Source organism: Streptomyces barkulensis (assembly GCF_002843305.1).
GTDB lineage: Bacteria > Actinomycetota > Actinomycetes > Streptomycetales > Streptomycetaceae > Streptomyces > Streptomyces barkulensis.
On the sequence record NZ_PGSG01000093.1, the window covers coordinates 16170 to 37993 of the forward strand.

Here is a 21824-nt window from a genome sequence, read left to right on the forward strand (position 1 = left end):
TTAGCTGTTCACCCGGCCGAGGTACTCGCCGGAGCGGGTGTCGACCTTGATCTTCTCACCGGTGGTGATGAAGAGCGGAACGCCGATCTCGTAGCCGGTCTCCAGCCGGGCGGGCTTGCTGCCGCCGGTGGAGCGGTCGCCCTGGACGCCCGGCTCGGTGTACTCGATGACCAGCTCGACGGCGGCGGGCAGTTCGATGAACAGCGGGTTGCCCTCGTACACGGCGACCGTGCACTCCTGGCCCTCCAGCAGGTAGTTGGCGGCGTCGCCGACGACCTCGGGGGTGATGGGCATCTGGTCGTAGGTCTGGGTGTCCATGAAGACGAAGTCGGCGCCGTCCTTGTAGGAGAACTGCATGCCGCGCCTGTCCACGGTGGCCGTCTCGACCTTGGTGCCGGCGTTGAAGGTCTTGTCGACCACCTTGCCGGAGAGCACGTTCTTGAGCTTGGTGCGGACGAAGGCGCCGCCCTTGCCGGGCTTGACGTGCTGGAACTCGACTACGGACCAGAGCTGGCCCCCGTCGAGCTTGAGCACCATGCCGTTCTTGAGGTCGTTCGTGGTGGCCACGGTCGCGGAATCTCCTGAGACTGCTGCTGCGGAAGACCGAAGGACCACGCCCCCGTGTCACAGGGCGAGCAGTTCCTTGGTCGTGATGGTGAGTAGCTCCGGTCCGCCGTCTGCCTGCGGGCGGACGACGAGCGTGTCGTCGATCCGGACGCCGCCCCGTCCCGGGAGGTGGACCCCCGGTTCGACGGTGACCGGCACACAAGCGTCCAGTTTACCCATGGCCGCGGGCGACAGCCGAGGGTCCTCGCCGATTTCCAGCCCCACGCCGTGCCCGGTGCCCGGTTCCAGGACGTCACCGTACCCGGCCGCCTCCAGCGGATGGCGGGCGGCCCGGTCGACCTCACGGTACTCCGTCCCCGGCAGCAGTGCCTCCCGCCCGGCGCGCTGGGCCGCGAAGACCAGCTCGTACAGCTCGATCTGCCAGTCGGCGGGGGCCGGGCCGATGACGAAGGTGCGGCCGATCTGGCAGCGGTAGCCGCGGTAGCGGGCGCCCAGCCGCACGCTCAGGAAGTCGCCCTCCTCCACCCGCCGGTCCCCGGGCCGGTGGCCGGGCAGGCCGGAGTTGCGGCCGGTGCCGACGCAGGTGGGAAAGGCCGGGCCGTCGGCGCCGTGGTCCATCAGGCGCCTCTCCAGCTCCAGCGCCAGATGGCGTTCGGTGCGGCCCACCAGGATGGACTCCAGCAGCTCGCCGAGTGCGTGGTCGGTGATCTCCGCGGCGACGCGCAGCGCCGCCAGCTCCTCCTCGTCCTTGACCAGGCGCTGCTGCTCCACGGCGCGGCCCAGGCCGGTCAGGCGCAGCCGGGGCGCGGCCGCGGCCAGGGCCCGGTGCCGGGCCACGGTGAGGTCGTGCTCCTCCACCGCCAGCAGGGCCGTTGTGGTCCCGGCAGCCGCCAGTTCGGCGGCGGCGACGGCCGGGTCGGGCGCGTCCCCGGGCAGGACGGTGCAGCGCAGGTCGCCCGTGGTGCACGGCGGCCCGGTGCGTCCGTCGGTGACGGGCGCGGCCGGGCTCAGCAGGGTGTCGCGGCCGTCCGCCCCGAGCAGCAGGACCGCTCCGGGGACGGACCAGCCGGTCAGATAGCGGACGTTGGCGGGCCGGGAGACCAGGGCGGCCTCTCCGCCCGCCGCCGTCCAGCGGTCGCGCAGTCGGCCGCGGCGGGCCACGTACACCTCGGACATGCCCCTGAGCGTACGCAGCGTGACACGCGGTGGCGTCCCGACACGTCCGGACCGCCCGCCGTCCGGACGCCCCTCCGTACCCGCTGCCGGCCCGGCCGTACCCGCTACCAGCTCGGCGGGCTGGTGAGCGCGCGGGCCACGGCCTCGTCCAGCAGCCGTGCGGTGGTGGCCACGTCCTGCCGGGAGTTGTCGATGATCGGCAGCCCGGAGCCGTACCAGCCGGCCATCCGGCCGTGGATGCGGGCGACCTCCTCGTCCGACAGCCGGCGGTTGCCGGTGCGCTCGGCGTTGCGCTCCAGGACGACCTCCAGGCCCGGCAGCAGCACCACCGGGATCAGGCCGGGGCCGACGTGCCGCTTCCAGCCGCCGAGGCCGACGACGGGCCGGTCGGGGAAGACGGCGTCGTCCAGGATGCAGGAGATGCCGTTGGCCAGGAAGTTCCGGGCGGCGAAGCCGCAGGTGCGGCGGGCGAGACGGTACTGCGCCTCGGAGTGCTCGTTCCAGCCGGACTGGGGGTCGGCGAAACCGGAGCGCACCCATTCGCGGACGTCGTCCAGGCTGATGTGCGCGGTGGGCACACGGCGGGTGTCCGCCCAGTACCGGGCGACGGTGGTCTTGCCGGCGCCGGCCGGGCCGATCAGCAGGACGGCGACGGCGGCGGTGTGCACGGCCTCCACCGTGACGGGGCCGGCGGCCGGGTCGGCCGTGTCCGATATCTGCACCGGTGCGCCGGGCGGCAGCCGGAGGTGGCCGGTGGCGTCCGGGGCCTGGGGCGGGGGCGCGGGGGTGGGCGCGGAGGCCGGGGGCGGCCCGGCGGGAGGCGCCGCGGGCGGGGCCGCCGGCGGTGCGGCGGGCGGGGCCGGGCGCGAGGGAGGCGGAGGCGGGGGCGGGGGGACCCGGTGGGGGGCGTTCCAGCCGGGGTGGGCGGCGGACTGCGGGTGCGCGTGGGGGTGTGGCGGGTGTCCCTGCTGGTGTCCCTGTGGGTGTCCTTGCGGGTGTCCTTGCGGGGAGCCCTGGGGGGAGCCCGAGGGCGGGACGGGCCGCTGCGTCCCGTACTGCTGCATCCGGTCCCAACTCCGTTTCCGTCCGGTGTGCCGGCCGGGCGCGGTGGGCCCGGCCGGGCGTCACCTCGTCCGTCCGGCACCGAACGGTACCTTCCCCCGGCCGGCGCCGTGTGAACGGTCGGCGGTTCGAAGTGGTGCCCGCGGCCCGTCCCGGCGCGTCCCGGCCCCTCAGCTGTGCGGCCGGTCGCCCGCCAGGGCGCGCAGGGCCAGCTCGTAGGAGCCGATGCCGAAGCCGGCGATGGTGCCGGAGGCCACGGCCGCCACGACCGAGGTGTGGCGGAACTCCTCGCGGGCGTGGGGGTTGGAGATGTGCACCTCGATCAGCGGAGCGGTGCGCTGGGCGGCGGCGTCGCGCATCCCGTACGAGTAGTGGGTGAACGCGGCGGGGTTGAGGACGACCGGGAGGGACGCGTCGGCGGCCTCGTGGAGCCAGCGGATCATCTCGCCCTCGTCGTTGGTCTCGCGGACCTCGACATCCAGCCCCAGTTCCCCGCCCAGCTCCGTGCACCGCTCGACGAGCCCGGCATAGGAGGTGGAGCCGTAGACGTCCGGCTCACGGGAGCCCAGACGGCCGAGGTTGGGACCGTTGAGGACCAGGACCCTCCGGGGCGCGGCGGCGCTCACGCGGCGATCTCCGCGTGGGCGGCGAGCAGCATCGCCGGGTCCGGCCCCTCCAGCACGGCGGGCCGGGCCAGGCCGTCCAGGACGATGAAGCGCAGCCGGTCGCCGCGGGTCTTCTTGTCGACCTTCATCGTCTCCAGCAGCTTGGGCCACTGGTCGCCCCGGTAGGTGACGGGCAGACCGACGGCGGTGAGGACCGCCCGGTGCCGGTCGGCGGTGGCGTCGTCCAGCCGGCCGGCGATGCGGCCCAGCTCGGCGGCGAAGACCATGCCGACGGCGACGGCCGCGCCGTGCCGCCAGTTGTAGCGCTCGTTCTTCTCGATGGCGTGGGCCAGGGTGTGCCCGTAGTTGAGGATCTCCCGCCGGCCCGACTCCTTCAGATCGGAGGAGACCACCTCGGCCTTGACCCGGATGGAGCGCTCGATCAGCTCGGAGGTGTGCGGGCCCGCGGGGGTGCGGGCGGCCTCGGGATCGGACTCGATCAGGTCCAGGATGACCGGGTCGGCGATGAAGCCCGCCTTGATGATCTCGGCCAGGCCGCTGACGTAGTCGTGCACCGGCAGCGACTCCAGCGCCGCCAGGTCGCACAGCACACCGGCCGGCGGGTGGAAGGCGCCCACCAGGTTCTTGCCCTCAGCGGTGTTGATGCCGGTCTTGCCGCCGACTGCCGCGTCCACCATGCCCAGCACCGTGGTGGGCACCGCGATCCAGCGCACCCCGCGCAGCCAGGTCGCCGCGACGAAGCCCGCCAGGTCGGTGGTCGCTCCCCCGCCGACGCCGACGACGACGTCGGTGCGGGTGAAGCCGGAGGTCCCCAGCGCCTTCCAGCAGTACGCGGCGACCTCGGCGGTCTTGGCCTCCTCGGCGTTGGGCACCTGGATGGCGATGGCCTCGTACCCCTGGCCCGCCAGGTCCTCGCGCAGCACCTCGCCGGTCTCGGTCAGAGCCTCGGGGTGGATCACCGCCACCCGGCGGGCGTCGGGGCCGACCAGGTGCGGCAGTTCGTCCAGGAGCCGCTGTCCGACGAGGACGTCGTAGGGCGCGGTGCCCGCGGTGCCGCCGACGGCGATGCGGGTGGGAGGTGTGGTGGTCATGTGTCCTTCAGCTCGAGTGCGTCCAGGACCGCCTGGGCGGTCTCCTCCGGGTCGCGGCCGGCGGTGTCGACGACCGCGCGGGCCACCTCGGTGTACAGCGGGCGGCGCTGCTCCATCAGGGTGCGCCACTGCTTGCGGGGGTTGACCGCCAGCAGGGGGCGCGGGGCGTCCAGTCCGACGCGTTTGACGGCGTCGGCCAGGGCCACGTCCAGGAAGACCACGGGGAGCCCGGCGAGCAGCTCACGGGTGCCGGCGTCCATGACGGCGCCGCCGCCGAGCGAGAGCACTCCGTCGTGCCCGGCCAGGGCCGCGCGTACCGCCTCCCGCTCCAGCTCGCGGAAGTGCGGCTCCCCGTCGTCGACGAAGATCTCGGCGATGGCCTTGCCCGCCGCCGCCTCGATGTCCGCGTCGGTGTCGCGCAGCGCCACTCCCAGCCTGCGGGCCAGTACGGCGCCCACGGTGGTCTTGCCCGCGCCGGGCGGGCCCACCAGGACCACGGCCGGGCCGGCCTCCCGCGGCCGCCCGGCGCTCACCGGATCTCCAGGTTGTCGAGGAAGCCGGTCACGTTGCGGCGGGTCTCGGCGACCGAGTCGCCGCCGAACTTCTCGGCGACCGCGTCGGCCAGCACCAGCGCGACCATCGCCTCGGCGACGATCCCGGCGGCCGGGACCGCGCACACGTCCGAGCGCTGGTGGTGGGCGCGGGTGGCCTCGCCGGTGGTCACGTCCACGGTGGCCAGCGCCCGCGGCACGGTGGCGATCGGCTTCATCGCCGCCCGCACCCGCAGCACCTCGCCGGTGGACAGCCCGCCCTCGGTGCCGCCCGACCGCCCCGAGGAGCGGCGCACCCCGTCCTCGGTGGGCACGATCTCGTCGTGCGCCCTGGATCCGGGCACCCGGGCCAGCTCGAAACCGTCGCCGACCTCCACGCCCTTGATGGCCTGGATGCCCATCAGCGCTCCGGCCAGCCGGGCGTCCAGCCGGCGGTCCCAGTGCACATGGCTGCCCAGCCCGACCGGCACCCCGTGGGCGACGACCTCGACGACGCCGCCGAGGGTGTCGCCGTCCTTGTGGGCGGCGTCGATCACCTCGACCATCGCCCGGCTCGCCTCCTCATCCAGGCAGCGCACCGGGTCGGCGTCCAGCCGTTCCACGTCCCCGGGCCGCGGCAGCGTGCCGGCCGGGGCCTCGGCGCCGCCCAGCGCGACGACGTGGGAGACGATCTCGATGCCGGCCGTCTGCCTCAGGTACGACCGGGCGACCGTGCCCAGTGCCACGCGGGCGGCCGTCTCCCGTGCCGAGGCCCGCTCCAGGATCGGCCGGGCGTCGCCCACGCCGTACTTCTGCATTCCGGCCAGGTCGGCGTGGCCGGGGCGGGGCCGGGTCAGCGGCGCGTTGCGGGCCAGCTCGGCCAGCTCGGCCTCGTCCACCGGGTCGGCCGCCATGACCTTCTCCCACTTGGGCCACTCGGTGTTGCCGATCATGATCGCGACCGGGGAGCCCAGGGTGAGCCCGTGCCGCACCCCGCCCAGGAAGGTGACCTCGTCCCGCTCGAACTTCATCCGCGCGCCGCGACCGTAGCCCAGCCGCCGTCGCGCCAGCTCGTCCGCCACCATCTCCGTGGTGACCGGCACGCCGTAGGGCAGTCCCTCCAGCGTCGCCACCAGTGCGGGGCCGTGCGACTCCCCCGCGGTCAGCCAGCGCAACCTGCTCAACGGTGCTCCTCAGTCCAGGCCCGTACGTGCTCGGTCCCGATCCTTTCACGATCGCACCGCGGGACCGGCCGTCCGTCCAGCAGGCGGGACGCCCGTCTCGGCTGCCGGGCTCCCGCTCCGGTGTGTCAGGCCGTGCGCGCCGCCAGCGCGGCCTCGCCCGCCGCGCGCATCGCGGCCAGCGGGGCCGGGGAGCGGCCGGTCATCATCTCGACCTGGAGGACCGCCTGGTGGACCAGGAGGTCCAGACCGCCCAGGACCCGCCCGCCGCGCGCGGACCAGGCGGCGGCCAGCGGGGTCGGCCAGGGCTCGTAGAGGACGTCGAAGAGGGTGCCGGGCCGCTCGGGCACAGCACCCGCCAGGGCGTCGGCGGCGCCCGCGGGCGTGGTGGCGATCACCAGTGGCGCGGTCAGCGCCCGTGGCGCGTCCGCCCAGTCGGCGGCCGTCACCGCCACGCCCAGCCGCTCGCCCCAGCCGCGCATCTCCTCGGCCCGCTCCCGGCTGCGGACGTACGCGGTGACCTCTCCGGTGCAGATCCGGGCGAGCGCGGCGAGCGCGGAGGAGGCCGTGGCCCCGGCGCCCAGCACCGCGGCGTGCGGAACGCCGTCCACGCCTCGTTCGCGCAGCGCGGCGATCATGCCGGGGATGTCGGTGTTCTCTCCGAGACGGCGGCCGTCCGCGGTGAAGACCACGGTGTTGACGGCCCCGACCGAGGCCGCGGTGTCGCCGATGTCGTCCAGCAGGGGGATGACGGCCCGCTTGAGCGGCATGGTCAGCGACAGCCCGGCCCACTCCCCGCCGTCCGCGGCGAGCTTCTCCAGGAACGGCGCGATGCCGTCCTCGTCCACCTCGAAGCGGTCGTAGGACCAGCCGGTCAGACCCATCTCCCGGTAGGCGGCCCGGTGGAGCACCGGGGAGAGCGAGTGTGCGATGGGTGACCCCAGGACCGCCGCGCGCCTTCCGGCCGGACTCACTGGCCCTCCCCGTTCTTCTCCTGCTCCGCGTTGTACCTCTCCACGTGCCGGCTGTGCTCCTCGTAGGTGTCGGAGAACACCGTGTTGTCCTCGGTGATCGACACGAAGTAGTACCAGTCCCCCTCGGCCGGCTCCACCGCCGCGTGCAGCGCCTCGGCGCCCGGGCTGTTGATCGGGCCGGGCGGCAGACCCTTCTTGGCGTAGGTGTTGTAGGGGTGGTCGAACTTGGCCATGGCGCTGGGCGAGGGCACGTCCAGCGTGTACTGGTTCTTGGCGTAGTTGTAGGTGGAGTCGAACTGGAGATAGCCGTTGGTCTCGGTGTTGCCCGGCTTCAGCCGGTTGTAGACCACGCGGGAGACCTTCACGAAGTCGTGCTTGTACTTGCCCTCCGCCTGCACCAGGCTGGCGACGGTGAGCACCTGGAGCGGCGACTCCAGCCCGAGCCGCTCCACATGGCCTTCCAGGTCCGCCTTCTCGAACTCCCGGTCGGCCCGCTCCACCATCTTCCTGAGCAGGTCCTCGGGCTCGGTCTTGTCGCCGACCGTGTACTTGGACGGGAAGAGGAAGCCCTCGGGGTTGCCCTCGGCCCACTCGGGCAGGCCCAGGTCGGCCTTCTCGGCGGCCTTCTTCGTGCTGCCCTCCTCCAGGCCGAGCTTCTCGTCGATCAGCGCGTAGATCTCCGAGGCCCGCTTGCCCTCGGCGATGATCAGGGCGTTCTGGCTGGAGGGGTCGAGCATCATCTCGATGGCCGCCGCCGAGGACATCTCCTTGCGGAGCATGTAGACGCCCGGCTGGATGCTCTGCGCCTTGGCGTTGGCCTGGGACGCCTCGACGAACCCCTGCCGGCTCTTGACCACTCCGGCCTTCTCCAGGATGGCGCCCATCCGGGCCAGCGTGCTGCCCTCGGGGATCTCCACCTGGATGTCGCCCTTGCCCTGACCGGAGAAGTCGGGCGCTGCGGCGAAGTGGCTCTGGTAGAAGTCGTAGGCGAAGTAGCCGGCCGTGCCGACGCCGCCGACCAGGACGAGGGCGACGGTCAGACAGGCGACGCCGTTGCGGCCCTTCCGGCCGCCCCTGCCCTTGCCTCTGCGTCCGGACCGGCCGTCGGCCTCGTCGTCGTACTCGTCGTCGCCGCCGTCGCCGTCGTCCGAGAAGAAGGCGTGCTCACCCTGGTCCGGGCCCGGGTCCCAGCCGGTCTCCTCGTCGGGCCCGGGGCCGGGGTCCGGCTCGTCACGGCGCCGTTCCCGCCGGGACCGCGGGGGCTGCTGCCCGTACTCCTCGTGCTGCCCGGGCTGTTCGGGGTGTCCGTGCTGGTCTGGGTGTCCGTGCTGTTCGGGGTACTGCGGGTGGGCGCCCTGGTTTCCGGGGTGACCGCTGTGGTCCGCGTACTGTCCGCCACCGTACGGATCGCCCTGGTGCTGCTCCTGGTGTCGGCCGTAGGGATCGCCCTGCTGCTGGTGCTGCTGGGGGTGGTGCCCGCCGTACGGATCGCCGTACTGCTGCTGGTGCTGGTGACCGTACGGGTCCCCCTGCTGCTGTCCCTGGTGCCGGCCGTAGGGATCGCCCTGCTGCTGGTGCTGCTGGGGGTGGTGCCCGCCGTACGGATCGCCGTACTGCTGCTGGTGACCGTACTGCTGTCCGCCGCCCTGGGTGTCCCAGTCCTGCTGCCCGTAGCCGGGCTGCTGGTGGCCCTGGTGCTGCTGGTGCTGCTGCTGGTGCTGTTGGGGGTGGTACTGCTGCTGTCCGCCGTAGGTGTCCCAGTCGCCGTGCTGGGCCCCCTGCTGGGGTCCGTGGTGGGCTCCGTCGTTCCACCCCTGGTCCCCGTAGAGGGGGTCGTCGGGGTGCCACGGTTCGGAGCCGGTGCCCCGGCCATACTCAGTCATCGATCCCCTAGAGCCGTCGGACGGCAGCCGGTTGCGGTACGCGCGGACGCCGCTGTCCGAACTGCCGTCTCCGGCGTACGGCTCGGTGTTCGAACGGCGCCGTCCGAAGCGGAACGTTACCGTACCGCTATCGGCCGCCCGCCCCGACGCACTCCCCCGGGGCCCGGCCGGACACCCTCTCGGTCTCCAGCGCGCTCTGCAGGATGACCACGGCCGCGGCCTGGTCGATCCGGCTGCGTCCCTTCTTCGAGGAGACGCCCGAGGCGCGCATGGACTGGGCCGCGGTGACGGTGCTCATCCGCTCGTCCACCAGGCGTACCGCCACCGGGGCGACGGCCTCGGCCAGCCCCTGGGCGAAGGCCCGTACCCGGGCCGCGGCCGGGCCCTCGCGCCCGTTGAGGGAGCGGGGGAGCCCGACCACGACCTCCAGCGGCTCGTACTCCGCGACGAGTTCGGCCAGCCGGCGGCGGGCGGCCGGGACGTCGCGCCCCGGCACGGTCTCCACCGGTGTGGCCAGGAGCCCGTCGGGGTCGCAGGAGGCGACCCCGATCCGGGCGTCCCCGACGTCGACGGCCAGCCGCCTGCCGCGCCGCATCAGGCGGCCGCCACCAGGCGCTCGACGGCGGCGACGGCCTCGTCGACGGCCTCGGGGTTCTGGCCACCGCCCTGGGCGACGTCCGGCTTGCCGCCGCCCCCGCCACCGAGGGCCTTGGCGGCGGCGCGGACGAGGTCGCCGGCCTTCAGACCTCGGTCGCGGGCGGCGTCGTTGGCGGCGATGACGGTCAGCGGACGGCCGTTCGCCACCGAGAACAGGGCCACCACGGCCGGGCGTCCGCCCTGGATGCGGCCGCGCACGTCGAGGACGAGCTTGCGCAGGTCGTCGGCGGTCGTGCCGTCGGGGACCCGGGCGCCGACGAACGCGGTCCCGTTGACGTCGCGGGCGGAGGAGGCCAGGCCCGCGGCGGCGGCCAGGACCTTCTCGGCGCGGAAGCGCTCGATCTCCTTCTCGGCGTCCCTCAGCTTGGCGAGCATCCCGGAGATCTTCTCCGGCAGCTCCTCGGGACGGCCCTTGAGCAGGTCGGTGAGCTGGGAGACCACCGTGTGCTCGCGGGCGAGGAAGTTGTAGGCGTCCACGCCGACCAGGGCCTCCACGCGGCGCACGCCGGAGCCGATGGAGGACTCCCCCAGCAGCTTCACCAGACCGAGCTGGGCGGTGTTGTGCACATGGGTGCCGCCGCACAGCTCCTTGGAGAAGTCGCCGATGGTCACCACGCGGACCCGGTCGCCGTACTTCTCGCCGAACTCGGCGATGGCGCCCTGCTTCTTGGCCTCCTCCATGCTCATCACCTCGGCCATGACGTCGAGTTCCCGGGCGAGGACCTCGTTGATCCGCTGCTCGACGTCGGTGAGGACGGCGCCGGGCACGGCGGTCGGCGAGCCGAAGTCGAAGCGGAAACGGCCCGGGGCGTTCTCGGAACCGGCCTGGGCGGCCGTCGGGCCGAGCGCGTCGCGCAGCGCCTGGTGGGTGAGGTGGGTGGCGCTGTGGGCGCGGGCGATGGCCCGGCGGCGCGTGACGTCGATGGCGGCGTACGCCGAGGCTCCGACGGTGACCTCGCCGACCTGGACGGTGCCCTTGTGCACGGTGACGCCGGGAACCGGCTGCTGGACGTCGCGGACCTGGATGACGGCGCCGGAGTCCAGGCGGATGCGGCCGGTGTCGGGCTGCTGTCCGCCGCCCTCGGCGTAGAACGGGGTGCGGTCGAGCACGACCTCCACGTCGTCGCCCTCGGAGGCGGCCGGCGAGGGCAGGCCGTTCACCAGCAGGCCGACGACGGAGGTCTCGCCCTCGGTGTCGGTGTAGCCGGTGAAGACGGTGGCCCCGGCGGTGTCGGCGACCTCGCGGTAGGAGCTGAGGTCGGCGTGGCCGGTCTTCTTGGCCCTGGCGTCGGCCTTGGCGCGCTCCCGCTGCTCCTTCATCAGGCGGCGGAAGCCCTCCTCGTCCACGGACAGGCCCTGTTCGGCGGCCATCTCCAGGGTGAGGTCGATGGGGAAGCCCCAGGTGTCGTGGAGCAGGAAGGCCTTCTCGCCGGGCAGGACGGCCTTGCCCGCGGCCCTGGTCTCGGTGACGGCGGTGTCGAGGATGTTGGTGCCGGCCTTGAGGGTCTTGAGGAAGGCGGCCTCCTCGGCGAGCGCGACGGTCTCGATGCGCTGCCGGTCGGTGAGCAGCTCGGGGTACTGCTCGCCCATGGTGCGCAGCACGGTGTCGACCAGTTCGCCGACGACCGGCCGGTCGGCCCCCAGCAGGCGCATGTTGCGGACGGCGCGGCGCATGATGCGGCGCAGCACGTAGCCGCGGCCCTCGTTGCCGGGGGTGACGCCGTCGCCGATGAGCATCACGGAGGTGCGCATGTGGTCGGCGACCACGCGCAGGGAGACGTCGGTGCCCCCGGCGGCGCCGTAGCGCACGCCGGTCAGCCCGCCGGCCGTGTCGATGACCGCCCGCAGGGTGTCGGTCTCGTACATGTTGCGCACGCCCTGCAGGATCATCGCCAGGCGCTCCAGGCCGAGCCCGGTGTCGATGTTCTTGCTGGGCAGCTCGCCGAGGATCGGGTAGTCCTTGCCCTGGCCCGGTCCGCGCTCGTACTGCATGAAGACCAGGTTCCAGATCTCCACGTAGCGCTCGTCGTTGACGGCCGGGCCGCCCTCGGGGCCGAACTCCGGGCCGCGGTCGTAGTTGATCTCGGAGCAGGGACCGCAGGGGCCGGGCACGCCCATGTCCCAGTAGTTCTCCTCCTTGCCCAGGCGCTGGATCCGCTCGGCGGGGACGCCGACGACGTCGCGCCAGATGCGCTCGGCCTCGTCGTCCTCCTCGTAGACGGTGATCCACAGCTTCTGCGGATCCAGGCCGTAGCCGCCCTTGTCCTGCGGCGTGGTGAGCAGCTCCCAGGCGAGCTTCGCGGCGCCCTCCTTGAAGTAGTCGCCGAAGGAGAAGTTGCCGCACATCTGGAAGAAGGTGCCGTGGCGGGTGGTCTTGCCGACCTCCTCGATGTCCGGGGTGCGCACGCACTTCTGCACGCTGACGGCCCGCTCGTACGGCGGGGTGGCCTCGCCCAGGAAGTACGGTTTGAAGGGCACCATTCCGGCGGGGACCAGCAGCAGCGTCGGGTCGTCCGCGATCAGCGACGCCGACGGCACGACGGTGTGCCCCCGCTCCTCGAAGAAGCGCAGCCAGCGGCGGCGGATTTCAGCCGACTCCATCAGTGGTCCTCATTCCGGTCGTACGGGTGGGTGGCTCCGAGGGCGGGGCGGTGCGGGGCCCGCCCGGCGATCCCCCGGCGTTCTTCCGCCTGGCCGGCGGCCCCGGGGTCGGCGGGGGCCGTCAGTCCCAGTGCGTCGTTCAACTCGATCTCCCGCTGTGCCATTCCGGCGCGGACGTCGAACGCGAAGTCCTTCAGCCGGTGCCCGGCCGCCACGGCCTGGTCCGTCGCTCGTACGGCGAGGCTGTCGGGCGCGAGGCTGCGCAGCTTGCGGTTGACCTTGGTGGTGGCCCAGACGCCGGTGGCGGCGCCGGCACCGAACCAGAAGGCACGGCGGAACACGGTGGGATCAGTCCTTTCCGTCGCGGCGCCGGCCGGTCCCCCGGCGCGCGGCCGGCACGGACCGGCCCACGACCACGGAACGCCTCGACCGCGGCGGGTCGTCCTTGCGGCCGAGGGCGCGGCGCACTCCGTAGCCGAACGCGGCGACCTTCACCAGCGGGCCGCCGAAGGCGGTGGAGACGGTGGAGGAGAGCGCCGAGGCGTTGGCGGTGACCTCCTGGACGTCGGAGGCGATGGCGTCCACCCGGCTGAGCTGGCTCTGTGCCGAGCGGACGGTCTCGGACGCCTCGGTGAGCAGGGGGACCGCACGCTCGGTCACGTCCGTCACCAGTCTGGTCGCCGCCTTGAGCGTCTGCGCGAGCCTCACCAGCACCACGGCGAGGAACGACACCAGGATCGCCCAGAAGACGGCCACCAGGAGGCCGGCCACCTCTCCACCGGACACGCTGCACCGCTTCCCTCGGGTCGTATGGGGGTCGGCCGCCGCGTCCTGCGGTTCGTGGGGGTACCTGCCCACCGATCTCACGGGTGCGACGGCGGATACCGACCTTATCGCGCCGCGGGCCGTCGCCCGTACCGCATTCCCTCCGGCCCGGCGGGCCGGGGGCGGTACGCCGCGGCCCTCCTGCCGCGGGGCGCGTCAGGAGGGCCGGGGACCGGGAGGTCCGAAGTGTCCGCGCCGCCGGAGCCGGGCGGTACGGGCGCGGCAGGTGGCCGGCGGGGATCAGCGGGCGTAGTACTCGACGACGAGCTGCTCGTCGCAGACGACCGGGATCTCCTTGCGGTTCGGGTCGCGGTCCAGGCGGAAGGCCAGCGCCTGGAGGTTGACCTGGAGGTAGCGCGGGGTCTCGCCGTCGGGCGCGTAGCCGCCCTCGCGCGCCACCAGGAAGGGGTGCTTGGTGCGGCTGCGCTCGCGGACGGACACCACGTCGTCCGGGCGGACGCGGAAGGAGGGCTTGTCGACCTTGCGGCCGTTGACCTCGATGTGGCCGTGCACGACCATCTGGCGGGCCTGGTAGACGGTGCGGGCGATCCCCGAGCGCAGGACGAGCGCGTCCAGGCGGCGCTCCAGCTCGACGACCAGGGCCTCGCCCGTCTTGCCCTCGGCCTTGCGGGCGCGGTCGTAGGCGCGGACCATCTGGCGCTCGCTGATGTCGTACTGGGCGCGCAGCCGCTGCTTCTCCAGCAGCCGGACCTTGTAGTCGCTGTTCTGCTTGCGGCCCCGGCCGTGCTCGCCCGGCGGGTACGGGCGCTGCTCGAAGTACTTCACGGCCTTCGGGGTCAGCGCGATGCCGAGCGCACGCGACTTCTTGACCTTGGGACGCGACTGGTTCACGTTGAACGGACCTCCGTGTAATTTAGGTGAGCCTAACCTTAGCGGAGGAGAACGCATGTTTCGACCTGGGAGCCCCCTGCCCCGCACCGGTTCCGCACACGGCGGCGGTGCCGGCGCCGGCACCGCCGCCGGAGCGGAGAGCGTGAGGAGGGGTCAGCCGCGTCCCGGGGCTGAGCCTGACACACGGCGGCCGGGAGCCGCCGAGCGGATGCGTACCCTCGTCGAGTCGAACGCCTCCGCCTCACTGGTCATTCCCGGTACGGACCTGGGCGATCCGCAGTGGCCGGGCCAGGGCTGCTGCGAGGCCCGTGCCGTCACCGGCGAGGGGGACGTGCTCCTGCTGGTCCCGGCCGGCTCCCCGGCCGCCCGGGCCGCGGCCCACGCCCGGGACGGCGATCTGGCCGCCGTGATGGAGATCACGGACGTGGCGCCCGTCGCGGTGCCCCACCGCATCCGCGGCCGGGCCGAGGTGGCGGGCTGGCTCACCCCCGTGACCGGCGGCGAGCGGGCGGCCTGCGCCCGGCTGCTGGCCGAGCGGCATCCCTCGGGGCCCTTCCCGGGCGCCGCGTGGACACCGCTGCGGCTGGAGGTCGGCGAGGGGTGGATCGGCGACCTGCACGGCGAGGGGCACGTCGAACCGGACGAGTTCGCCGCCGCCTCGCCCGACCCCCTGGCACGCCACGAGGCCGAACTCCTGCAGCACCTCGCCGCCGCCCACGACGACCTGCTGCGCGGACTGTGCTCGCTGCTGGGCGAGCGGCGGCGGGCCTGCGGCGCCTGGGAGGCGGTGGTGCCCGTGGCCCTGGACCGCTTCGGACTGCGGGTGCGGTTCCGCGCGGACGGGCAGAGCTTCGACGCCCTCTTCGACTTCCCCCGGCCGGTGCGGAACGCCTCCGGGCTGCGCCACGCGATCCGGGCCCTGTTCGAGGCGGGCTCCGCGCCCTGACCGGGCCGGGCCGGTCAGGGCCAGTCAGGGCCGGTCAGGGCCGGTCAGGGCCGGTCAGGGCCGACGTGGAAACCGCGGACCGGCGGGGCCTCAGGGCCTGTCCGGCGGCGCCCCCTCCTCCCGCGGCTCCTCCCGCAGCCGGGCCCGCACCCGCTCCGCCACCTCGGCGTACCGGGCCTCCGCCCCGTACCGCGTCGGCTCGTAGTAGCGCCTGCCGTGGACGCCGTCCGGGGCGTACTGCTGCGCGGCGATGCCGCCGGGCATGTCGTGCGGGTACCGGTACCCCTCGCCGTGGCCCATCTTCCTCGCGCCCTGGTAGTGGCCGTCGCGCAGATGCCGCGGCACGGGACCGGCCAGGCCCGCCCGTACGTCCGCCAGGGCCGCGTCGATCGCCAGATAGGCGGCGTTGGACTTCGGTGCGAGGGCCAGGGCCACGGTCGCCTGGGCCAGGGTGATCCGCGCCTCGGGGAAGCCGATCATCGCCACCGCCTGGGCCGCGGCCACGGCGGTCTGCAGTGCGGTGGGGTCGGCCAGGCCGATGTCCTCGCTGGCGGAGATCATCAGCCGCCGGGCGATGAACCGCGGGTCCTCCCCCGCCTCGATCATCCGGGCCAGGTAGTGCAGGGCCGCGTCCACGTCCGAGCCGCGGATGGACTTGATCAGGGCGCTGGCCACGTCGTAGTGCTGGTCGCCGTCGCGGTCGTACTTCACCGCGGCCCGGTCGACGGCCTCCTCCAGCGTCGCCAGGGTGATCTCCCGCTCGCCCTTGTCCAGGGCCGCGCCCGCGCCCGCCTCCAGCGCGGTGAGCGCACGGCGCGCGTCGCCGCCGGCTATCCGCAGCAGATGCGCCTCGGCGTCCCCCGGCAGCTCCACCGACCCGCCCAGCCCGCGCTCGTCGGCGACCGCGCGGCGCAGCAGCCCGCGCAGGTCGTCGTCGGTCAGCGGCTCCAGGGTGAGCAGCAGCGAGCGGGACAGCAGCGGGGAGATCACCGAGAAGTACGGGTTCTCCGTCGTCGCGGCGATGAGGGTGACCCAGCGGTTCTCCACCGCCGGCAGCAGCGAGTCCTGCTGCGCCTTGCTGAAGCGGTGGATCTCGTCCAGGAACAGCACGGTGTCCTTGCCGTAGGCGCCCGACGAACGCCGCGCGCCGTCGATGACGGCCCGGACCTCCTTGACCCCGGCGGTGATGGCCGACAGTTCCGTGAACCGCTTGTCGGTGGCCTTGCTGACGACGTGGGCCAGAGTCGTCTTGCCGGTGCCCGGCGGCCCCCACAGGATCACCGACGACGGCCCCGCGGGCCCCTTCCCGCCCTCGCCGACCAGGCGGCGCAGCGGGGAGCCGGGGCGCAGCAGGTGCTGCTGGCCGACGACCTCGTCGAGGGTGCGCGGGCGCATCCGGACCGCCAGGGGGGAGGCTGACGGGTCCTTCTCCTGGCGCTCCTCGGCTGCGGCGGTGAACAGATCCGGTTCCACGGAACGCAACCCTAAGTCACGCCGCCGACAGCCGTGCCGACGACCGTCCCGCCCCCGGGGCGGGACGGCCGGAGGGCCGCCGCACACCGGTGCCGGTGTGCGGCGGCCCTCCGGCCGTCTCACGGTTCAGCTCGTCCAGAAGTTCCACCAGCGGGTCAGGATCAGCATGCCGATGATGCCGATGTGGACCGCCGGGATCACCCAGTGGAACTCCCGCACGCCCTCGCGCAGCCAGGCCGGGGCGGGCAGGAAGCCGTTGTGGATGTTGCGGAAGGTCGTGTACCAGAACATCAGCAGGGTGGCGACCCAGGCCAGGTTGCACCACAGGCACAGCGCGTTGATGTTGTACAGCGACTGGTACATCAGCCAGGTGCAGAAGCCGACGCCGAAGAGCATGCCGGCGTTCATGGTCAGCCAGTACCAGCGGGGGAAGCGCGCCCCGGCCAGCAGGCCCATGCCGACGGCGACGATCATGCCGTAGGTGACCAGGCCGAGCACCGGGTTGGGGAAGCCGAACACCTCGGCCTGCGCGCTGTCCATCACATCGGCGCAGGAGACCACCGGATTCAGGTTGCACGCCGTGTCGAACGCCTCTCCGGCGATCTCGGCCTCCAGCATCCGGTACTTGTCGACCGTGATCACCCACGCGGCGAGCACCCCGGCCAGGCCGGTGATCACCAGCAGCAGGGCGTAGGCGCGGCCCGCGCCCACGGGGCCCCGCGCGGGCGGCCCGTCGCCGTCGCCGCCGGTGCGGGTCGCTTCGTCTCGTGGCGCCGTGGTCGTCGTCATGGTCGAGTCATCCCGTCGTCTCAGGTGGGGTTCTTCATTGTGCACAACGCACAACGAGTCAGGCGAGCTTCCGTCGCAGTTCCGCCACCACACCGTCCAGCGGCACCGGGACCTGCTCGCCGCTGTCGAGGTCCTTCACCTGGACGACCCCCTCGGCCAGGTCCCGCTCCCCGGCCACGACGGCGTACGCCGCCCCCGAGCGGTTGGCCGACTTCATGCCGTTCTTCAGACCGCGGCCGCCGTACGCGAAGTCCGCGGCGATCCCCTGCCTGCGCAGTTCGGTGACCACGCCGAACAGCGCGCGCCGCGCCTCCTCCCCCAGCGGTACGGCGAAGACCTGGGTGCGCGAGGGAGCCGGGAGCTCCACCCCTTCGGCCCGCAGCGCCAGGACCGTGCGGTCCACGCCCAGCGCCCAGCCCACCGAGGGCAGCGGCGGGCCGCCGAGCATCTCCGACAGGCCGTCGTAACGGCCGCCGCCGCCGACGGCGGACTGCGAGCCGAGCCCGTCGTGGACGAACTCGAAGGTGGTGCGGGTGTAGTAGTCCAGGCCGCGCACCAGCTTCTGGTCGTCCTCGAACTCCACCCCGGCCGCCATCAGCAGCCCGCGCACCTGCTCGTGGTACTCCTTGCACGCCTCGCACAGGTGGTCGGGCATCATCGGCGCGCCGGTGAGCTGCTTCTGCACGGCCTCGCGCTTGTCGTCCAGCACGCGCAGCGGGTTGATCTCGACGCGGGCTCGGGTGTCCTCGTCCAGGTCGAGTCCGCGCAGGAAGTCCTGGAGTGCCGCGCGGTAGACCGGGCGGCACTCGCGGTCGCCCAGGGAGTTCAGCAGCAGCCGGAAGTTCCTCAGCCCCAGCGAGCGGTAGGCGTCCACGGCCAGGATGATCAGCTCGGCGTCCAGGGCCGGGTCCTCGGCGCCCAGGGCCTCGGCACCGACCTGGGAGAAGTGCCGGTAGCGGCCGGCCTGGGGGCGCTCGTAACGGTACTGCGAGCCGGAGTACCAGACCTTCACCGGCAGCGCGCCGCGGTGCAGGTTGTGCTCCAGCACCGCGCGGACGACCGGCGCGGTGCCCTCGGGGCGCAGCGCCAGGCGGCTGCCGCCCTTGGTGGTGAGGGTGTACATCTCCTTGGTCACGATGTCGGTGGACTCGCCGACACCGCGGGCGAACAGCTCGACGTTCTCGAAGCCGGGCGTCTCGATGTAGCCGTAGCCGGCGCGCCGCAGCGGCGCGGAGATCGCCTCGCGCACCGCCAGGTAGTCGGCCGACTCCGGGGGGATCAGGTCGTAGGTGCCCCTGGGGGCGGAGAAGGTGCTCACGTCTTCTTCGTCGTCACATTCCTCGTCGCGGGGCGGCGGTGCCGCCTCCCGTTCCGAACGGGCCGCCGGCGGCCACCTCCCGCAGGAACGGGTTGGTGGCGCGTTCGCGGCCGATGGTGGTCTGGGGGCCGTGGCCGGACAGCACCACGGTCGAGTCGTCCAGGGGCAGGCACACACGTGCCAGCGACCGCAGGATCTCGGCGTGGTCACCGCCGGGCAGGTCGGTGCGTCCGATGGAGCCGGCGAACAGCAGGTCGCCCGAGAACAGCACCGGCGGGACGTCGGCCTGCTCGGGCATCCGGAAGGTCACCGACCCCCTGGTATGGCCCGGCGCGTGCGAGACGGTCAGCTCCAGCCCGGCCAGGGACAGCACGGCGCCGTCGGCCAGCTCCTCCACGTCGTCCGGCTCCCCCACGGAGAGCTCGCCCATCAGCGGCTGCCCGATGGAGCGGCCCAGCCACTTCTCGGGGTCGCTCATCATCTCCCGGTCCTCCGGGTGGATCCAGGCGGGCACGTCGTGCGCGCCGCACACCGGGACCACGGAGGCCACGTGGTCGATATGGCCGTGGGTGAGGACGACGGCGACCGGCTTGAGGCGGTGTTTGGCCATGGCCTCCTCGACGCCTTCGGCGGCCTGGTGGCCCGGGTCGATGATCACGCACTCCTCGCCCGCGGCGGGGGCGACCAGATAGCAGTTGGTCCCCCAGGCCCCGGCGGGGAACCCGGCAATGAGCACGATCGTCCTTCGGTCGTCCGGCAGGGGATGCCGCGGCCGTCTCACCGGCCGCCGGCAGCGGTTACAGAGCCTACCGGCGACGGGACGGAGCCTGCGAACCCGTATCCCGTATACCGTACGGCCCAAGCTGTGGCACACGTGTGCGTACGCACGCCTCGTACAGACGCCCCGAAGGATTCGAAGGAGACGATCCGTGGTCAGCAGTGAGCAGCGGCGCAAGCAGCTCGCCCGCGAGAAGTACCTGCGTCAGCAGCAGAGGCGGGCCGAGGCACGGCGCAAGGGGCGGATCCGCAACGCCTCCATCGCGGGCGGCCTGGCCCTGGTCCTGGCCGCCGGCGGCGCCTACGCGGCCGCGGGCGGCCTGGCGGCGGACGACGAGAAGACCGACAAGGCCGCCTCCGAACCCTCCGCCCCGCCCACCAGCAAGGCCCCGGACCCGTGCGAGAAGCCGGCGAAGGGCGAGCCGAGCGAGAAGCACTGGAAGAAGGAGCCGAAGATGTCGATCGACACCTCGGCCACCTACACGATGAAGCTGGAGACCACCTGCGGCGACATCGAGATCGAGATGGACGCCGCCAAGACGCCCCGCACCGTGAACTCCTTCGAGTTCCTGGCCGGTGAGGGCTATCTCGACCACTCCCCGTGCCACCGCCTGGTCAACCAGGGCATCTACGTGCTGCAGTGCGGCGACCCGACCGGCACCGGCACCGGCATGTCGAAGGACGGCAAGGTCCAGCAGCCCGGTTACACCATCCCGGACGAGAACCTCGACGACCCGAAGGTGAAGAAGGGCACCTACCCGGCGGGCACGGTCGCCATGGCCAACCGGTACAACGCCCAGACCGGGGAGAACCGGGACAGCGGCGGCAGCCAGTTCTTCCTGGTCTACCAGGACAGCCAGCTCCCCCCGGACTACACCCCCTTCGGCACCGTCACCGAGGGCATGGACGTGCTGAAGAAGATCGCCGACGCCGGTATGACCCCGGACCCGCAGACGGGCAACACCAAGCCGAACGCGACCGTGGTGATCGACAAGGCGACGGTGCGCAAGAGCTGACCCCCGGCGGCCGGTGCCGCGTCCGCGCCCGGCGGCCGCTCCGGGCGGCCCCGAGCCCGGATTTCGGTCGCCCGGGATGCGGACAGGGCGGGCACCGGTCGCCTATGTTGGGCGTTGTACGGGGTGCCTGCGCCGACGGTCGGGCAAACCCCTCGGCCGGGCCGGTCACATCCGGCCGCCGGCCGTATGACAACTGTGGACGATGCCGGGGAGCGCACGCCTCCCGTCGGCATCATGTGGAGGAGGCGCTGTGAGCAGCGACCCGTGGGGCCGCGTCGATGAGACGGGGACCGTTTACGTGCGTACCGCCGACGGCGAGAAGGCCGTCGGCTCGTGGCAGGCCGGAGCCCCCGAGGAGGCCCTGGCCTACTTCGAGCGCAAGTACGACGGCCTGGTCGTGGAGATCGACCTCCTTGAGCGCCGGGTGAAGACCACCGACCTGTCGGCCAAGGACGCCCTGGCCGCCGTCGGGCACCTGCGGCAGCAGGTCGATCAGGCACACGCGGTGGGCGACCTGGAGGCCCTGGGCAGGCGGCTGGACCAGCTCACCGAGCTGATCGAGACCCGCCGGGAGGAGCGCAGGGCGGCCCGGGCCCGGCAGGCCGAGGAGGCGCGCAAGGCCAAGGAGGCGCTGGTCGCCGAGGCCGAGGAACTCGCCGCCAGCGACCAGTGGCGGGCCGCCGGGGAGCGGCTGCGCGCCCTGGTCGACACCTGGAAGGGCCTGCCCCGGCTGGACCGCAAGTCCGACGACGAGCTGTGGCACCGCTTCTCGCACGCCCGCTCGGCCTTCTCCAAGCGGCGCAAGGCCCACTTCGCGTCGCTGGACGCGCAGCGCGAGGAGGCCCGGCGGCGCAAGGAGAAGCTGGTCGCCGAGGCCGAGGCCCTGTCCGGCTCGACCGACTGGGGCCCGACGGCCGCCCGCTACCGCGAGCTGATGCAGGACTGGAAGGCCGCGGGCCGGGCCCAGCGCGAGCACGAGGACAAGCTGTGGCAGCGCTTCCGCGGCGCCCAGGACGTCTTCTTCGCCGCCCGCGGCGAGGTCTTCGCCGAGCGGGACGCCGAGCAGCGGGAGAATCTGGCCCGCAAGGAGGAGCTGGCCGCCGAGGCTGAGAAGCTGCTCCCGGTCACCGACCTGAAGGCGGCCCGCGTGGCCTTCCGCGCCATCAACGAGCGCTGGGACGCCATCGGCCACGTTCCCCGGGACTCCCGGGCCGGGATCGAGGGCCGGATGCACGCGGTGGAGCGGGCGATCCAGGAGGCCGAGGAGGCCGAGTGGCGCCGCACCAACCCCGAGGCCCGGGCGCGGGCGGAAGGGCTGACCGGCCAGCTCCAGGACGCCGTGGACAAGCTCCGCGCGCAGATCGACAAGGCCCACGCAGCCGGCAACACCGCCAAGGCCCAGAAGCTGGAGCGGGAGCTCGAGGGCCGTCAGGCCCTGCTGGACCAGGCCCTCAAGGGGCTGCGGGAGTTCAGCGGCTGA

General features: G+C 73.2%; 21 protein-coding genes. 3 read left to right on the forward strand and 18 right to left on the reverse strand.

Annotated features, from left to right (window positions below; genetic code table 11):
• From efp to rpsD, 14 genes are all read right to left on the reverse strand, one after another.
• On the reverse strand, positions 1 to 567 hold the full coding sequence (efp, locus tag CUT83_RS19255; RefSeq protein WP_093850778.1) for an elongation factor P: 567 nt from the start codon (positions 565 to 567) through the stop codon (positions 1 to 3).
• Between the two features lie 57 nt (positions 568 to 624).
• The gene (locus tag CUT83_RS19260; protein WP_101257112.1) at positions 625 to 1743 is read right to left on the reverse strand and encodes a M24 family metallopeptidase; all 1119 of its coding nucleotides are present in this window, start codon (positions 1741 to 1743) and stop codon (positions 625 to 627) included.
• Between the two features lie 104 nt (positions 1744 to 1847).
• Positions 1848 to 2807 (reverse strand): AAA family ATPase, encoded by a 960-nt coding sequence (locus tag CUT83_RS19265; protein WP_101257113.1) that lies wholly within the window; start codon positions 2805 to 2807, stop codon positions 1848 to 1850.
• A gap of 168 nt (positions 2808 to 2975) precedes the next feature.
• Positions 2976 to 3431 (reverse strand): type II 3-dehydroquinate dehydratase, encoded by a 456-nt coding sequence (aroQ, locus tag CUT83_RS19270; protein ID WP_101257114.1) that lies wholly within the window; start codon positions 3429 to 3431, stop codon positions 2976 to 2978.
• Positions 3428 to 4522 (reverse strand): 3-dehydroquinate synthase, encoded by a 1095-nt coding sequence (gene aroB, locus CUT83_RS19275; RefSeq protein ID WP_101257115.1) that lies wholly within the window; start codon positions 4520 to 4522, stop codon positions 3428 to 3430. The genes aroQ and aroB overlap by 4 nt, the downstream gene beginning before the upstream one ends.
• Complete coding sequence (locus tag CUT83_RS19280) at positions 4519 to 5055, reverse strand: shikimate kinase (RefSeq protein ID WP_101257116.1); 537 nt, start codon at positions 5053 to 5055, stop codon at positions 4519 to 4521. Before CUT83_RS19280 ends, aroB begins: the two co-directional genes overlap by 4 nt.
• Positions 5052 to 6236, reverse strand: coding sequence for a chorismate synthase (gene aroC / locus CUT83_RS19285; protein ID WP_101257117.1), 1185 nt, complete (start codon positions 6234 to 6236; stop codon positions 5052 to 5054). The genes CUT83_RS19280 and aroC overlap by 4 nt, the downstream gene beginning before the upstream one ends.
• Positions 6237 to 6361: 125 nt before the next feature.
• Entirely contained in the window at positions 6362 to 7207 is an 846-nt protein-coding gene (locus CUT83_RS19290) for a shikimate dehydrogenase (protein WP_101257118.1), read from the reverse strand.
• Positions 7204 to 9090 carry an endolytic transglycosylase MltG gene (gene mltG / locus CUT83_RS19295; RefSeq protein ID WP_101257119.1) on the reverse strand — a complete coding sequence of 629 codons (1887 nt, stop codon included), beginning with the start codon at positions 9088 to 9090 and terminating at the stop codon, positions 7204 to 7206. Before mltG ends, CUT83_RS19290 begins: the two co-directional genes overlap by 4 nt.
• Positions 9091 to 9217: 127 nt before the next feature.
• Complete coding sequence (gene ruvX, locus CUT83_RS19300) at positions 9218 to 9685, reverse strand: Holliday junction resolvase RuvX (RefSeq protein ID WP_101257120.1); 468 nt, start codon at positions 9683 to 9685, stop codon at positions 9218 to 9220.
• A complete protein-coding gene (gene alaS, locus CUT83_RS19305) occupies positions 9685 to 12348 on the reverse strand; it encodes an alanine--tRNA ligase (protein WP_101257121.1) in 2664 nt (887 codons plus the stop codon). The genes ruvX and alaS overlap by 1 nt, the downstream gene beginning before the upstream one ends.
• Positions 12348 to 12689 (reverse strand): DUF6167 family protein, encoded by a 342-nt coding sequence (locus CUT83_RS19310; protein WP_101257122.1) that lies wholly within the window; start codon positions 12687 to 12689, stop codon positions 12348 to 12350. The genes alaS and CUT83_RS19310 overlap by 1 nt, the downstream gene beginning before the upstream one ends.
• 7 nt (positions 12690 to 12696) lie before the next feature.
• Positions 12697 to 13134: a DUF948 domain-containing protein gene (locus tag CUT83_RS19315; RefSeq protein ID WP_101257123.1), complete on the reverse strand. Its 438-nt coding sequence runs from the start codon at positions 13132 to 13134 to the stop codon at positions 12697 to 12699.
• 279 nt (positions 13135 to 13413) lie between these two features.
• Positions 13414 to 14025 (reverse strand): 30S ribosomal protein S4, encoded by a 612-nt coding sequence (gene rpsD / locus CUT83_RS19320; protein ID WP_241524809.1) that lies wholly within the window; start codon positions 14023 to 14025, stop codon positions 13414 to 13416.
• Positions 14026 to 14233: 208 nt separating this feature from the next.
• On the opposite strand from rpsD, the gene CUT83_RS19325 reads away from it, so the two are divergent.
• Entirely contained in the window at positions 14234 to 14971 is a 738-nt protein-coding gene (locus tag CUT83_RS19325) for a DUF2470 domain-containing protein (protein WP_240957902.1), read from the forward strand.
• Positions 14972 to 15061: 90 nt separating this feature from the next.
• Here CUT83_RS19325 and CUT83_RS19330 read toward each other — a convergent pair whose 3' ends face one another.
• The 4 genes from CUT83_RS19330 to CUT83_RS19345 form a co-directional block, all read right to left on the reverse strand.
• Entirely contained in the window at positions 15062 to 16444 is a 1383-nt protein-coding gene (locus CUT83_RS19330; protein WP_101257125.1) for a replication-associated recombination protein A, read from the reverse strand.
• A gap of 126 nt (positions 16445 to 16570) precedes the next feature.
• Positions 16571 to 17233, reverse strand: coding sequence for a vitamin K epoxide reductase family protein (locus CUT83_RS19335; protein WP_101257126.1), 663 nt, complete (start codon positions 17231 to 17233; stop codon positions 16571 to 16573).
• Between the two features lie 58 nt (positions 17234 to 17291).
• Positions 17292 to 18551 carry a histidine--tRNA ligase gene (hisS, locus tag CUT83_RS19340; RefSeq protein ID WP_101257127.1) on the reverse strand — a complete coding sequence of 420 codons (1260 nt, stop codon included), beginning with the start codon at positions 18549 to 18551 and terminating at the stop codon, positions 17292 to 17294.
• 13 nt (positions 18552 to 18564) lie between these two features.
• Positions 18565 to 19287, reverse strand: coding sequence for an MBL fold metallo-hydrolase (locus CUT83_RS19345; protein ID WP_101257128.1), 723 nt, complete (start codon positions 19285 to 19287; stop codon positions 18565 to 18567).
• A gap of 193 nt (positions 19288 to 19480) precedes the next feature.
• Between CUT83_RS19345 and CUT83_RS19350 the strand changes: the two genes are divergently transcribed.
• Both CUT83_RS19350 and CUT83_RS19355 read left to right on the forward strand, forming a co-directional pair.
• Positions 19481 to 20344, forward strand: a complete 864-nt coding sequence (locus CUT83_RS19350) for a peptidylprolyl isomerase (RefSeq protein ID WP_101257129.1) — start codon at positions 19481 to 19483, stop codon at positions 20342 to 20344.
• Between the two features lie 250 nt (positions 20345 to 20594).
• Positions 20595 to 21824 (forward strand): DUF349 domain-containing protein, encoded by a 1230-nt coding sequence (locus tag CUT83_RS19355; protein WP_101257130.1) that lies wholly within the window; start codon positions 20595 to 20597, stop codon positions 21822 to 21824.